Annotated in this window: 11 protein-coding genes; 3 read left to right on the top strand and 8 right to left on the bottom strand. The window is 71.7% G+C overall.

Annotated elements, in window-relative coordinates:
* Window positions 1–123 precede the first annotated feature (123 nt).
* Window positions 124–1,836 (top strand): phenylacetic acid degradation protein PaaN, encoded by a 1,713-nt coding sequence (gene paaN, locus H4687_RS23480; protein WP_046915247.1) that lies wholly within the window; start codon window positions 124–126, stop codon window positions 1,834–1,836.
* Window positions 1,837–1,873: 37 nt separating this feature from the next.
* Here the strand turns inward: paaN and H4687_RS23475 are convergent, their stop codons facing one another.
* The 3 genes from H4687_RS23475 to H4687_RS23465 are packed head-to-tail and all read right to left on the bottom strand — an operon-like array spanning window position 1,874 to window position 5,021.
* Complete coding sequence (locus H4687_RS23475) at window positions 1,874–2,734, bottom strand: TrmH family RNA methyltransferase (RefSeq protein WP_046915248.1); 861 nt, start codon at window positions 2,732–2,734, stop codon at window positions 1,874–1,876.
* The gene (locus H4687_RS23470) at window positions 2,731–3,975 is read right to left on the bottom strand and encodes an HTTM domain-containing protein (protein WP_046915271.1); all 1,245 of its coding nucleotides are present in this window, start codon (window positions 3,973–3,975) and stop codon (window positions 2,731–2,733) included. Before H4687_RS23470 ends, H4687_RS23475 begins: the two co-directional genes overlap by 4 nt.
* A gap of 47 nt (window positions 3,976–4,022) precedes the next feature.
* Window positions 4,023–5,021, bottom strand: a complete 999-nt coding sequence (locus H4687_RS23465; protein WP_046915249.1) for a DUF5819 family protein — start codon at window positions 5,019–5,021, stop codon at window positions 4,023–4,025.
* A gap of 314 nt (window positions 5,022–5,335) precedes the next feature.
* On the opposite strand from H4687_RS23465, the gene H4687_RS23460 reads away from it, so the two are divergent.
* Window positions 5,336–6,532, top strand: a complete 1,197-nt coding sequence (locus H4687_RS23460; protein WP_046915250.1) for an acyl-CoA dehydrogenase family protein — start codon at window positions 5,336–5,338, stop codon at window positions 6,530–6,532.
* A 114-nt stretch (window positions 6,533–6,646) separates the two neighbouring features.
* Here the strand turns inward: H4687_RS23460 and H4687_RS23455 are convergent, their stop codons facing one another.
* From H4687_RS23455 to H4687_RS23440, 4 genes are all read right to left on the bottom strand, one after another.
* On the bottom strand, window positions 6,647–6,976 hold the full coding sequence (locus H4687_RS23455; RefSeq protein ID WP_046915251.1) for a rhodanese-like domain-containing protein: 330 nt from the start codon (window positions 6,974–6,976) through the stop codon (window positions 6,647–6,649).
* Window positions 6,977–7,023: 47 nt separating this feature from the next.
* Window positions 7,024–7,962, bottom strand: coding sequence for a J domain-containing protein (locus H4687_RS23450; RefSeq protein WP_046915252.1), 939 nt, complete (start codon window positions 7,960–7,962; stop codon window positions 7,024–7,026).
* A 145-nt stretch (window positions 7,963–8,107) separates the two neighbouring features.
* Window positions 8,108–9,589 (bottom strand): DUF2252 domain-containing protein, encoded by a 1,482-nt coding sequence (locus H4687_RS23445; RefSeq protein ID WP_046915253.1) that lies wholly within the window; start codon window positions 9,587–9,589, stop codon window positions 8,108–8,110.
* A 203-nt stretch (window positions 9,590–9,792) separates the two neighbouring features.
* Window positions 9,793–10,173, bottom strand: a complete 381-nt coding sequence (locus H4687_RS23440; protein WP_046915254.1) for a winged helix-turn-helix transcriptional regulator — start codon at window positions 10,171–10,173, stop codon at window positions 9,793–9,795.
* Between the two features lie 103 nt (window positions 10,174–10,276).
* Between H4687_RS23440 and H4687_RS23435 the strand changes: the two genes are divergently transcribed.
* On the top strand, window positions 10,277–10,930 hold the full coding sequence (locus H4687_RS23435) for an FMN-dependent NADH-azoreductase (protein ID WP_046915255.1): 654 nt from the start codon (window positions 10,277–10,279) through the stop codon (window positions 10,928–10,930).
* Between the two features lie 63 nt (window positions 10,931–10,993).
* Here H4687_RS23435 and H4687_RS23430 read toward each other — a convergent pair whose 3' ends face one another.
* On the bottom strand, window positions 10,994–13,804 hold the full coding sequence (locus H4687_RS23430) for a beta-L-arabinofuranosidase domain-containing protein (RefSeq protein WP_046915256.1): 2,811 nt from the start codon (window positions 13,802–13,804) through the stop codon (window positions 10,994–10,996).
* Window positions 13,805–13,982: the final 178 nt, after the last annotated feature.

The raw sequence follows: 13,982 nt of genomic DNA, 5'->3' as shown, positions 1-13,982 counted from the left end.
TGTCCACAGATGCGGCGGACCCCCTTGTCCCGACCGATCGTTCGGTTACTCTAACTCTGTCCGCCTGTTCCTGCCCAGGTCAGAGCTCGAAGAAGAGTGTCTGACGTGAGGAGTTGGTCAAGCATGGCCGCCGAACCGTCCGCGCACGCCCTGATCGCCAAGCACCGGCCCACCCTCGACCAGGCGCTGGAAGCGATCCGCACCCGCGCGTACTGGTCGCCCCACCCCGAGCACCCCAAGGCCTACGGCGAGAACGGAAGCCTGGGGATGGCCGAGGGCAGGGCAGCCTTCGACGCCCTCCTCGGCACCCGTCTCGACCTCGGCCAACCCGGCACCGACGACTGGGTGGGCGGCGAGGTCTCGCCGTACGGCATCGAGCTGGGCGTCACCTATCCGCACGCCGACCTCGACACGCTGCTGCCCGCCATGAAGGCGGGCCGGCGCGCGTGGCGCGACGCGGGAGCGGAGGCGCGTGCCGCGGTGTGCATGGAGATCCTCAAGCGCATCAGCGACCGCACCCACGAGTTCGCCCACGCCGTCATGCACACCAGCGGCCAGGCCTTCATGATGGCCTTCCAGGCCGGCGGCCCGCACGCCCAGGACCGGGGCCTCGAGGCGGTGGCGTACGCGTACGCGGAGCAGGTCCGCACCCCGGACGACGCGGAGTGGACCAAGCCCCAGGGCAAGCGCGACCCGCTCGCGCTCACCAAGAAGTTCAAGCCGGTGCCGCGCGGCACCGCCCTCGTCATCGGCTGCAACACCTTCCCCACGTGGAACGGCTACCCGGGCCTGTTCGCCTCCCTCGCCACCGGCAACGCGGTCCTCGTGAAGCCCCACCCGCGCGCGGTGCTGCCGCTCGCCCTCACCGTCCAGGTCGCCCGCGAGGTCCTCGCCGAGACCGGCTTCGACCCCAACCTGGTCGCGCTGGCCGCCGAACGCCCCGGCGAGGGCATCGCCAAGGACCTGGCCACCCGCCCCGAGATCCGCATCATCGACTACACCGGCTCGACGTCCTTCGGCGACTGGCTGGAGGCCAACGCCCGCCAGGCGGAGGTCTACACGGAGAAGGCCGGCGTCAACACGGTGCTGATCGACTCCACCGCCGACTACAAGGGCATGCTCTCCAACCTGGCCTTCTCCCTGTCCCTGTACAGCGGCCAGATGTGCACCACCCCGCAGAACCTGCTCATCCCCCGCGACGGCATCACCACCGACCAGGGCGCCAAGTCCTACGACGAGGTCGTCGCCGACCTCGCCCGGTCGGTCGGCGGTCTGCTGGGCGACGACGCGCGCGCGAACGCGCTGCTCGGCGCGATCGTGAACCCCGACGTCAAGTCCCGCCTCGAAGCGGCCGCGTCGCTCGGCGAAGTCGCGCTGCCCTCACGGGAGATCACCAACCCCGAGTTCCCGGACGCCGTCGTCCGCACACCGGTGATCGTGAAGCTCGACGGCGCGCGGAAGTACTGGGAGGGCGCGGAGGACGAGGCCGCCTACCTGAGCGAGTGCTTCGGGCCGGTGTCGTTCGCCGTGGCCGTCGACTCGGCCGCGGAGGGGCTGGAGCTGCTGCGCCGGACCATCGGCGAGAAGGGCGCGATGACCGTCGGCGCGTACACGACCTCCGAGGAGGTGGCCGAGGCCGTCGAGGAGGTCTGCCTGGAGGAGTGCGCGCAGCTGTCGCTGAACCTCACGGGTGGGGTGTACGTGAACCAGACGGCGGCGTTCTCGGACTTCCACGGGTCCGGCGGCAACCCGGCGGCGAACGCGGCCCTGTGCGACGGAGCCTTCGTCGCCAACCGCTTCCGGGTGGTCGAGGTCCGCAGCGAGGCGCTCCGCTAGGGGCGCGCTCCCTCCTCGCTCCCTCGGCTCGGTTCCCTCAGCTCGCCCCTCGGACGGAACCCGCGCTCCAGTGGTACAGCGTCATCGCCACGCTCGTCGCCAGGTTGTAGCTGGAGACCTGGGGGCGCATCGGGAGGGACAGCAGGTGGTCGGCGCGGGCACGCAGGTCGGTCGACAGGCCGCTGCGCTCGGAGCCGAACGCGAGGACGGCGTCGTCCGGGAGCTTCAGTCCCCGGATGTCATCGCCCTCGGGGTCGAGCGCGAAGAGCGGGCCGGGAGGCAGATCGGCCACCTCCAGGCGCTCGACGGCCGTGGCGAAGTGCAGACCCGCCCCGCCGCGCACGACCGTGGGGTGCCAGGGGTCCAGGGTGCCCGTGGTGACCACGCCGGTCGCCCCGAATCCGGCGGCCAGCCGGATCACGGCGCCCGCGTTGCCCAGGTTGCGCGGGTTGTCGAGGACGACCACGGGGGCGGCGCGCGGGAGACGGGCGAGAGCCGCCAGATGGACCGCGCGCGGGGGGCGTACGGCCAGGGCGGCGACGGCGGTGGGGTGCGGGCGCGGCACGAGGGCCCGGTACGTCTCCTCCGGAACCTCCTGGAGGAGGTCCGCGAGCCGGTCCCGTACGTCCGGGGCCAGGTCGTCGGCGAGGGCGAGGGCCGCCGTGCGGTCGGCGGTGACGGCCACCGGCACCTGCGCGCCGAAGCGCACGGCGTGCTTCAGCGCGTGGAAACCGTCGAGCAGGACGGAGGCGTCGGCGAGGCGGTGCCATGCCCCCACGGGACCGCCCGGCGGCCGGGCGGCCTCAGCGGTCGCACGTCCGGTCTCGGCATCTTCCGCCGGGCCGGCCGCGGGTCGCGCCGCCGGTTCGCCCGCTGGTCCGCTCACCGGATCGTTCATGCCCTGAAGCCTACGCGCGCCTGCTCGGCCGCCTCCGCCTCGTCGGGGACCGGTGGCCGGCGCGGGCCCGGGATCGTGAGGGCGCGCCCCGGCAGGACGCGACGCACGACGCGCTCACGCGCGCGTGCCACCAGTGCGCCGAGGCGCTTCAGGAAGGGCGTGGGCAGGAAGACGGCGTCGGCGGCGATCATCGCGAGCGAGAAGAAGGGCAGCCCCAGCACGACGGCGATCACGGCGTGCTCGGTCATCATCACCGCCAGCAGGACGTTCTTGACGCGCCGGTTGAACAGCGTGAACGGGAAGGCGACCTGCACGATCACCGTCCCGTACGTCACCAGCATCACCATCGTGCCGCTGGACGACAGCAGGTCGGAGAGCGAGGCCCAGGGCGAGAAGTAGTCCAGGTGGAACGGGTAGTAGGCCGCCGTGCCGTCCTGCCAGCGCCCACCCTGGATCTTGTACCAGCCCGCCGCCGCGTAGATCAGACAGGCCTCGGCCATGATCACGACGAGGGCGGCGTTGTGCGTCAGGTTGCCGACGACGTCGAGCAGCGCGCGCGGCTTGGTGTCCGACGCGATGCGCCCGGCGGCCCACCACAGGGCGTGCACCGCCCAGAGCCCCCAGAAGAACGTCAGCCACCCGCCGAGCAGACCGCCGGGGATCAGACCGCCGAACGTCGCCAGCAGCAGCCCGAACCCGAACACGCACCACAGCGCGGGGCCGACCCGGTCCTCCGGTGCCCCGCCGTCCAGCTCCAGGCGCTCGCGCCCACGCCGTGCGCGCCGCGCGTCCAGCGACCAGACCTGGGCGCAGCGGACGAAGACGAGGTAGATCGCCATGAGGTGGAGGACGTTGTCGCCGCCGTCGCCCATGAAGACGCTGCGGTTCTGCAGCGAGAGCACGCCCATCATGAAGAGCACGCTCATGGCGCGGGTGCGCCAGCCGAGCAGCAGCAGGAAGGTGGACAGGACGGCGACGGCGTAGACGATCTCGAACCACACCATGCTGTCGGACCACATCAGCACCGTGAACGCGTCGTTGCTCGCGGTCAGCTGCTGGGCCAGTTCCCAGCTCCAGGGCCCGTCGGGGCCGTAGAGCTCGCGTCGGTGCGGGAACTCGCGCAGCAGGAACAGCAGCCAGGTCGCGGAGAAGCCGATGCGGACGATCGCGCTCTGGTACGGGCCCAGCGCGCGATCCGTCACGCGGGTGATCCCGTTGCCTATCGCGGCGGTCAGACGCACCAGGGGGCTCCCCCGGCGGACCGGGTCGGTCGCAGTCACGGAGCCGCTCATTCGGCGCTCGCCTCCGTCCGGCCGGTGGTGGCCCGGCCGACCCCACCCGCGTTGGCGGCGGCGTCCGTCCGGTCGTCGTCGGTCACCTGCCACCAGGGCAGCTCACGGACGACTGGCTTGTCGGACACCTTTTCCTCGCTCCACTCGGGCGCCGGCACGTTGGTGGTACGGGACCGGAGCTGGATCCGCTCGATCACACCGCCCGGCTCGCCGGCCCGCTCGCGGTCCAGGCGCATCACCACGATCCGGCGCACATAGCGCTCGGACAGGTCGCCGCGCGAGGTGGTGGCGCGGTGGTCGTTGTCGTGCGTGGCGACGTAGAAGTCCCAGGCCCGGCGCAGTTCGTTCTGCTGGGTGTGGCTCGGCACCGGGTTCCTGTCGATCGCGGCGCCGTCCAGCGCGGACAGGTCGTACCAGCCGGTCTCGCGTGTCTCACCGTCGGCGGTGCGGACCTCGGCGCGCGCCTGCACGGCGATGTTCTGCTGCAACGGGTTCGGCGCGAACAGTTTCCAGTTCTGCTCGAACTCCGGGTACACCCATTCGTCCACCGCCCGGCCGTGCTGCTTCGTCAGCGTGTTCGAGGGCGCGATATGGAGGAACACCAGCCCGAGGTGGACGCAGGTCACCACCGCCACGACCGCGAGCACCAGCGCCACGGCGATCTGGTACGGCAGGGTGAGCGCGGCCATACCGGAGGCTGCCGGGCCCGGGGACGGGTCCGGAGCGGTGACCGGCGTCGAAGCCGCGCCGGGGTCTGCCGTCGAGGGCGAGGCGGGGTCCGGAGCCGACGGCGAGGCGGCGTCCGGAGCCGACAGCAAGGCGGGATCCGTGGGGTCCGCAGCCGAAGGCGAGGCGGGATCCGGAGCCGGGGACGAGGCGGGATCCGGGGTCTGCCGGGACGGCCGCACCTGCGGGTCCGCCTCGCTCGCGGAGTCGGAGCCCTCGGGCTCGTCCGGCCCCCGCCGGGCGTTCGAGACCTCGTCGTTCGCGTCCATTCCGCCCCGCTCCCCGATTCCTACGGACCCGGTCCGCTTCCCCACCGGAACTTACTCAGCCGTATCCGTCCGGCACAGCCCCGATGGTCACAGCAGTCACATCGTCACACCGCTCGCACGGCACCCCTGAGGTTATCCACAGCGGGGGACACCTTACGGCGCGGTGTGGTCCGCCTCTCCCCCAAAGCCGCTTCGGCCGCTCAGCCGCCCGCCTCGCCCGTCGCGCGACCGACGGCCGGCTCCGCACCATTCCCCTCTTCTAGAACCTGTTCTATCTTGACGCCCTGTCATCGGCGACACGGAAGGGCGGAACCGTGGACTTCACCTTCACCGAGGAGCAGCAGGCGGCGGCCGAGGCGGCGCGGGCGGTGTTCGCCGGGGTCGCACCGGACGGCGTCCCGAGCCCGTCGCTCGTACCGGGGGCCGTGGCCGACGACTTCGACCGGCCCCTGTGGACGAAGCTCGCGGGCGCGGATCTCCTCAGCCTGTTGCTGGACCCGGCGTACGGCGGTTCGGGGCTCGACCCCATCGCGCTGTGCCTGGTGCTGCGCGAATCGGCGAAGGTGCTGGCCAGGGGCCCTCTGCTGGAAACCACTGCCGCCGCCGTGGCCGTCCAGGCGCACGGGAGCGAGGGGCTGAAGGAGGATCTGCTCGCCCGCGTCGGCCGGGGCGAGATCGTCCTCACCGTAGCCGCGCACGGCCGCACCGGCCACGACCCCGCCGAACTCGCCGTGACCGCGCGGCGGGACGGCGAGGACGGCTGGGTCCTGGACGGCGTGCAGACGGCGGTGCCCTGGGCGCACCACGCGGACTTCGTGGTCGTCCCCGCCACGGTCGCGCCGGAGTCGGTCGTCCCCGGCCTCTCGCCCGACGGGACCGGACAGGACACGGCCGCCGCCGACGGACGGGCCGTGCTCGCCCTCGTTCCCCGCGTCCACCCGGGCGTGACGCTCGCCGAGCAGATCTCCACCAGCGGTGAACGCCTCGCGGAGCTGCGGTTGGACTCGGCACGGATCGCCGCGCGGGACGTCATCGACGCGGAGGGGGCGTGGGAGCGGCTGCGGGAGCTGCTCGCCACCGGCACCTGCGCGCTGGCGCTCGGTCTGGGTGAGGCCGTACTCGGAATGACCAGCGAATACGCCGGAAAGCGCGAACAGTTCGGGTTCCCGATCGCCTCGTTCCAGGCCGTCGCCGTCCAGGCCGCCGACCGCTTCATCGACCTGCGCGCGATGGAGGCGACGCTGTGGCAGGCCGCCTGGCGGATCACTTCCGGGGCGGGGGGTGCGCTACCCGCCGCCGGAGACGTCTCGGTGGCCAAGATCTGGGCCTCGGAGGGCGTACGGCGGGTCGTGCAGACCGCACAGCATCTGCACGGGGGTTTCGGCGCGGACGTCGACTACCCCCTGCACCGCTATCACGCCTGGGCCAAGCACCTGGAACTGTCGCTCGGCCCCGCGGCGGCCCACGAAGAGGCACTGGGCGACCTTCTGGCGGCCCACCCCCTGGGCTGAGGGCCGCGCACACCACACCCTGGGGCGCGTATGTCCTGCCCGCGCGCCCCACGCGCATGCGGTCCGGCACCTGCCCCCAGGGAGACGTCTCCCAGGCCTACCCCCAGGCCTCCCCTAGAGAACGAACCCGGCCCCGCCCTTGTCGTCCACCACCGGACGGCCGGCTGCCGCCCACAGCTGCATGCCGCCGTCCACGTTCACGGCGTCGATGCCCTGCTGGACGAGATACATGGTGACCTGCGCCGAACGACCGCCCGAACGGCAGATCACATGAATCCTGCCGTCCTGCGGAGCCGCCTCGGTCACCTCGCCGTAGCGCGACACGAACTCACTGATGGGGACGTGCAGTGCCCCTTCGGCATGACCCGCCTGCCACTCGTCGTCCTCCCGGACGTCCAGCAGGAAGTCGTCGTCCTTGAGGTCTCCGACCTCGACCGTGGGCACACCAGATCCGGATTGCATGCGCACGACGCTACCCGACCCGCCCCCGGCTAATCGTCCCGGCCGAGCAGCTCGGCCAGCTCGGTCTCCCGCTGTTCGACCTCCGCCAGCAACTGGTCGGCGATCTCTTCGAGGAGCCGGTCGGGGTCCTCCGGGGCGAGACGGAGCATCGACCCGATGGCCCCCTCCTCCAGCTCCTTGGCCACGAGGGCGAGCAACTCCTTGCGCTGGGCGAGCCATTCGAGCCGGGCGTACAGCTCCTCGGCCCGGCTCGGCCTGCGCTCCTGCTCCACGGGCCCGGCCGCCCACTCCGCGGACAGCTCCCGCAGCAGCACCTCGTCGCCCCGGCCGTACGCCGCGTTCACACGGGCGATGAACTCGTCCCGGCGCACCCGCTCCTTGTCGTCCTGGGCCAGGTCGGGGTGGGCCTTGCGGACCAGTTCCCGGTAGAGCCGGCGAGCCTCGTCGCTCGGTCGCACCCGCTCCGGCGACCGTACGGGCTGATCGGTGAGCATGGCCGCGGCCTCGGGGAACAGGCCCTCCGAGTCCATCCAGCCGTGGAACAGCTCCTCCACGCCCGGCATGGGCATGACCCGGGCCCGCGCCTCCTGGGCCTTGCGCACATCCTCGGGGTCACCGGTGCGCGCGGCCTTCGCCTCGGCGATCCGGGCGTCCAGCTCGTCGAGCCGCGCGTACACGGGACCGAGCTTCTGGTGGTGCAACCGGGAGAAGTTCTCCACCTCGACCCGGAAGGTCTCGACGGCGATCTCGTACTCGATCAGCGCCTGCTCGGCCGCCCGCACGGCCCGCTCCAGCCGCTCCTCGGGCCGCCCCGAGCCGCCCTCGGCGGAGGCCCCACTCCCGGCGGACGCCGTGCCCCCGGCGCCCTCGGTCGGTGCCGCGCCTTCGACGGGCTCGGTGCCCCCATCGGGCCGCCCGGGCTCGGTGGGGCGCTCGGACGGTGTCTGCTCGGCTTCCGGGGTCGTCACCCGACCCAGCCTAGGCCACGGCTGCGGCCCCCGGCGAAAGCCGCCGAGGACGGCGAACGGAGCGACGAGGCCCGCACCGGTCGGCCGCCCGGCCGGCCGCGCTCGGCCCGCTCGGTGCACCCGGGCACCCTCCACCGGCCCTCGCTCAGACCCCCGTCTCCGCCGCGACGCGTCCCGCCCGCACCGCCGTCACCAGGTCCGCGTGATCCGCCTCGGTACGGTCCGCGTAGGTCACGGCGAACGTGGCCGTCGCCTCGTCCAGTTCGTCGTTCTTGCCGCAGTAGCCGGCGATGAGGCGCGGGTCGGCGCTGTGGGCGTGGGCGCGGGCGAGGAGGGCGCCGGTCATGCGGCCGTAGTCGTCGATCTGGTCGGCGGCCAGGGCCGCGGGATCGACGCTGCCCTTGCGGTTGCGGAACTGACGTACCTGGAAGGGGAGTCCGTCGACCGAGGTCCAGCCGAGCAGCATGTCGCTGACGACCTGCATGCGCTTCTGGCCGAGCACCACCCGGCGGCCCTCGTGGTCCACCTCCGGCACCTCGAAGCCGGCTGTCGCGAGGTGCGGTTCCAGCGCCGAGGGGCGGGCCTCCTTCACCTGGAGGACGAGCGGCTCACCGCGGTGGTCCAGGAGCAGGACGACGTACGAGCGGGTGCCCACGCTGCCGGTGCCGACCACGCGGAACGCCACATCGTGCACGGCGTACCGGGCGAGCAGCGGGTGGCGGTCCTCCGTCAGCGTGGTCAGGTACTGCTCCAGGGAGGTGGCCACGGCGGCCGCCTCAGCGTCCTCCACGCGGCGCAGCACCGGCGGGGCGTCCACGAAGTGGCGGCCGCCGCCCTCCACCGCCCGGGTCGCCTTGGCCGCGAAGCGCCCGCTGGTGTTGGCACGCGCCTTCTCCGAGACCCGCTCCAGTGTGCCGAGCAGGTCGTGGGCGTCGGTGTGGGAGACCAGTTCCTCGTCCGCGATGGCGTTCCACGCGTCGAGCGCCGAGAGCTTGGCGAGGAGGCGCATCGTGCGCCGGTAGGCACCCGTCGCGTCGTAGGCCGCCTTGCGGCAGACGTCCTCGTCGGCACCCGCCTCACGGCCGGCGAGCACCAGGGAGGAGGCGAGGCGCTTGAGGTCCCACTCCCAGGGGCCGTGCACGGTCTCGTCGAAGTCGTTGAGGTCCATGACCAGTCCGCCGCGGGCGTCCCCGTACAGGCCGAAGTTGGCCGCGTGGGCGTCGCCGCAGAGCTGGGCGCCGATGCCGGTCATCGGCGTACGGGCGAGGTCGTGGGCCATGAGGCCCGCCGAGCCGCGCAGGAACGCGAAGGGGGTGGCCGCCATCCTGCCCACCCTTATCGGGGTGAGGGCGGCGATCCGGCCGCGGTTGGACTCCTCGACCGCGGACACCGCGTCCGGCCGGTCGGTGGTGAGCGTCAGGTCCGCGTGCGCGCTGCGGGGCACCCTCGTGCGCAGCGCCTTGCCCTCGTCCTTGGGCGACTCCACCGACGGCCACCGGGCGAACCCGCTCACCCCCGGCACCCGCGCGGCGGCCGACGGCGACACCGCCGCCTCCACCTCGGCCACCCGCGACGGCGCCGACTCCGCGTCGGCCACCGGCCCTGCCGTCGTACCGGCCTCGGTCATCACGACCGCCTCCCCCGTACACGTCCACGCACGAACATCAACTCGTGCTGACGTTACAGCCGGTGGCCGAAACGCGTCAGACCCTGTGGAAAACTCCGTGTCGGACCCGCCCGCACCTGCGAAAACCCCGGTCGTCCACCCATCGCCGAGCCGACCCGCGAAGCACTGGGCACCCCTTGGCCGGCCGCGCCAGGACGTCCGCGCTACGACGTCCGCGCCACCCCCGGACACGGCCCGCTCTGCGGCAGATGGCTCTCGGACCAGTCCTTGAGTTCCCGCAGCGCCGGTTCCAGCGCCTCCCCCGCCTCGGTCAGCCGGTAGGTGACGCGCAGCGGCGGCCCGTCGTCGACCTCGCGCACCACCAGTCCGGCCGCGCCGAGTTCGGTGAGCCGGTCGGAGAGCATGCGCTCGCTGATGCCGGGAATCGCCCTGCGCAGATCGACGAAATGTGCGGGATGCGGCATCAGGACGGCCACGATCAGACCCGTCCACCGCTTGCCGAGCAGGGCGAACACACGGGTGATGCCCTCGTCGACCCGCTGACACGGCCCGGCGCCATGGATGCCCTGCTGCTGCTCCGCCATGAGAGCAAGAGTACTGGCCTGAAGTACGGGGATGAAAAAAAGTAAGTGACTGTGTTATTCATAGTCGAGTACGAAAACGAAGCCACTTCCTCTGGAGTTCTCCATGGCCACGCTGCTGCACCTGGACTCGTCCGCGTTTCCCGCCGGCGCCTCGTCATCGCGCGCGGTGACGGAGGCCTACCGCAAGGCCTGGGAGGACCAGCATCCGGACGGCACGGTCGTCTACCGCGACCTGCACGCCGATCCCGTGCCGCACATCAGCGCCGCCGCGCACACCGCCGGCTTCGCCGACCCGGCGACGCACACCCCCGAGCAGGCCGCGGCCTTCGCCGAGCGCGAGAAGCTCATCGTGGAGCTGGAGCAGGCGGACGCGATCCTGATCGGCGCCCCCATGTACAACTTCTCGATCCCGTCCACCCTCAAGGCGTGGCTGGACAACGTCGTCCTCATCGGCCGCACCGCCATGACCGAGGGCTCGAAGATCAAGGGCACCCCGGCCACGGTCGTCGCCAGCCGCGGCGGCTCCTACGCCCCGGGCACGCCCCGCGAACCCCTGGAGTACGTGCAGAACTACCTGACGGCGGTCCTGTCCGAAGCCCTCGGCCTGGAGGTCGACTTCATCGTCCCGGAGCTCACGATGGCCCCGCACAACCCCGCGATGAGCGAGCTGATCCCCCTCGCGGAAGCTTCCCGGGCCAAGGCTTTCGAGGACGCGGCCGTCAAGGCCAAGACCCTGGCCGCGCGCCTCGCCGCGTAGCCGCGCGGAAGGCGGAACGCGCAGGACGGCCGCCCCCCTCCCGGGGAACGGCCGCCCGTGCCGCTAGGCCGCGTACGTGGCGTTCCGCGCGGTGGTCACCACCTGCTGTCCGTCGGCCTGACTCAGCAGTCCGGCGGACACCCAGGAGGTGACGGCCGACCGCACCCGCGCCACCAGGGCGTCCTTGTCGGCGAACGGCGCCCCGGCCCAGATCTCGTCCAGCAGTGTCGTGCCGTCGGACTTCGCGGGGTTGGTGACGCCCGAGTCGGCGCCGCCGAGGACCACCTTCGGTTCGGCACGCTTCACATAGGCGTGGGTCGGGTCCTCGCTCCCTTCGTGGAAGGGAGCGAATGCGGTGCCGTCCAGCGTGTAGTGCAGCGGCTCCCCGTCCACCGGGGTGAGGGAGGGCAGCAGATCGCCGGAGAGCCCGGCGTTGCGGTACAGCCCGACCGACAGGTGGGTGGTGGCGCTGTTCCTGCCGACCAGGTTGACCGGCCCGTAGAACAGCGTCTGGAGCGACGGGTCGTCGAGGGCCTTCTCCACCCGCAGCCGGAACGGGATCGCCACGCGTACGACGTCCCCGCCGCTCCAGGTGCGGGAGGGGATCGTGAAGTAGCTCCCCGGCACCGGAGTGCCGCTCACCGCGCTCCCGTTGACGGTCACCCGGAAACCGGCACTCGCCCAGGACGGCACCCTCAGCCGCAACTCGAAGGCCGCGCTGCCGCCCCCGACGGTGATCGTGGTGCCCTGCTCACGGGGGTAGTCGGTGCTCTGGGCGACCGTCACCCCCTTCTCGGACCAGTCCAGCGTCGCGGCGGTGTACAGGTTGACGTACAGCGCGCTTCCGTCGGCCCGGGCGAAGTACACCGAGTCCTGGTACTTGGTGGCGCTCTCCATGCCCGTCCCCTCGCAGCAGGTGGTGCCCTGCTTGGGGGTGTAGTCGCGCACCTGGCCGGGCTTCAGCCCGATGAAGTACGTCACCAGCGGCTTCTCCGCGTCGGCCTTGTCCTGCTTGGACCCGAGGACCTGGTTGAGCAGCGCCCGCTCGTAGTAGTCCATGTACGTCGGGTCCTGCTCGTGGAAGAACAGGCTCCGGCTCAGCTTGAGCAGGTTGTACGCACAGCAGGTCTCGGCGTTGGTGTCGCTGATCGTTCCCGCGACGACCCCGCGAGCCTTCCAGAACTCGGCCGTGCTGGTGCCGCCGATGCCGTACATCCGCTGGGGGATCACCATGCCCCAGAAGTTCTTGGCCGCGGTCAGATAGCGCGCCTCGCCCGTGACGTCGTACAGGCGGATCAGCCCGGTGAAGATCGGGATGTGCTGGTTGGCGTGCAGACCGTCGAGCGTGTCCGTGTTCGCGGCACAGGCGTCGATGAGCTTGTCCAGGTCGAACAGCCTGGCCAGGGCGAGATGCTCAGCCTCGCCGGTGATCGCGTACAGATCGACGATCGCCTCGACCAGGCCCCCGTACTCGCCGCTGGAGAAGATGCCCCACATCCGCTGCAGGGTGGCGTCCGGCAGTTTCGACAGCCTGGAGTACATCCAGTCGCACAGGCCCGCCGCCAGGTCGAGCGCCCGCGCGTCGTCGACGTGGAGGTACGCGTCCAGCAGCCCGCGCAGGATCTTGTGCGCGGTGTAGTACGGCGCCCACACGCGCGTGTAGTCGCCGCTGGTCATCGACTCCAGCTCGATGAACTGCGTCTCCGGGTACGCCGCCAGGAATCCGTCATGGCTGGGTGCGCCCCAGGTGCGGCGCAGGGTGGCGGTCAGCCCCCGCCCGGAACCGTCGGCGAACGTGCCGCCGTCGGTCTCGACGAAGTCGTACGAGGCCAGGTCGCCCCGGCCCGCCGACGAGTCCGGGGCGCGGTCGCTCTGGAGCGAGGTGATCTCGGCGGCCGTCAGCGCCCGTGACCAGACGTTGAACTCGTCGAACGCGCCCGCGAAGACGGGGTCGGTGGGGAAGTTGGACCGACCGAGCCAGTTGTTCGCCAGGGTGCCGAGAGCCGCAGGGGTGAGCGACATCGAGGTGTTCCGCGCTACGGCCGTGCCGTCGACGTAGAGCGTGCCGGTGCCACCGCCGATCGTCACCGCGAGATGACTCCACCGGTCGAGCGGCAGGGCGGCGGTGCCGTTGAGCCCCTGCTCCCCGCCGGGCCCGCTGGTGGTGACGGCGAAGCGCGGGAAGCCGCTCGCGTTGCGCGCGGCCAGGTACAGGTAGCGGGTGCTGTTGTCGCCGAAGTCGAAGACGCGGGCCCAGTCGGAGTTGTGCGTGGGCTTCACCCAGGCCGACAAGGTGATCGCGGAGGCACCCCCGAGCATGCTGTCCGGCAGGTCGACGTACTGGTAGGAGCCCCGGACGTTCTCGTGCGCGGTGCCGAACTTCCCGGCCACGGCGAGCATGCGCGGGTCGGCGCGCAGCGCCTCGCGCACCTCGGTCAGGGCGCCGATCATGTAATGGATCTTGTCGGAGTAGGTCGTGTCCCCCGTGCCGGCGTAGGCCTGGGCGAGCATCGTCAGGAAGTGCCCGGTGTAGTGGCCACGGAGGTTGCCGTTGGCCTCGCCGTCGAGGCCCTCCCAGCCGCCGGGAGCGACCGCGCCCTTGGTGGAGAGTCCCGCGTTCGCCCGGAAGACCTGCAACAGACGGTCGACGTCGTAGCCACGCCCGTGGTCGAGCATCAGTTGGCGCTTGTCGGCGAACAGGCCCCGGCCGAGCGTCACGTCCCTCAGCTCGAACGGCCGCACCGACCACGTGGACGGCGTCGGGACAGGGGCGGCGACCGCCCGTCCGCCACCCGTCGCGAAGGAGACTCCGGGTACGGCCGCGCTGAGCAACGCGGACTGGAGGAGAAAGCGTCGGGAGAGCGGCGGTGCCATGTACGCCTCGTCTCTGGCAGAGGTGGGGGAGAAGCGAGAAACCCGTTCGAAAATACGAACGTTGTGCGAATTGTCGACCAGAAGATAGGTGTGGGACAGGCGAGCGTCAACGGTGCTGACCGGCTTCACAGAACCGGCACCGAGAGAGAGCGACCGATGCCCCACTCGGCACCGTTTC

Origin of the sequence: Streptomyces stelliscabiei (assembly GCF_014873495.1) — a bacterium.
GTDB lineage: Bacteria > Actinomycetota > Actinomycetes > Streptomycetales > Streptomycetaceae > Streptomyces > Streptomyces bottropensis.
Note: the sequence above shows the minus strand (reverse complement) of the source record. Positions and strands in the feature narration are given on the sequence as shown.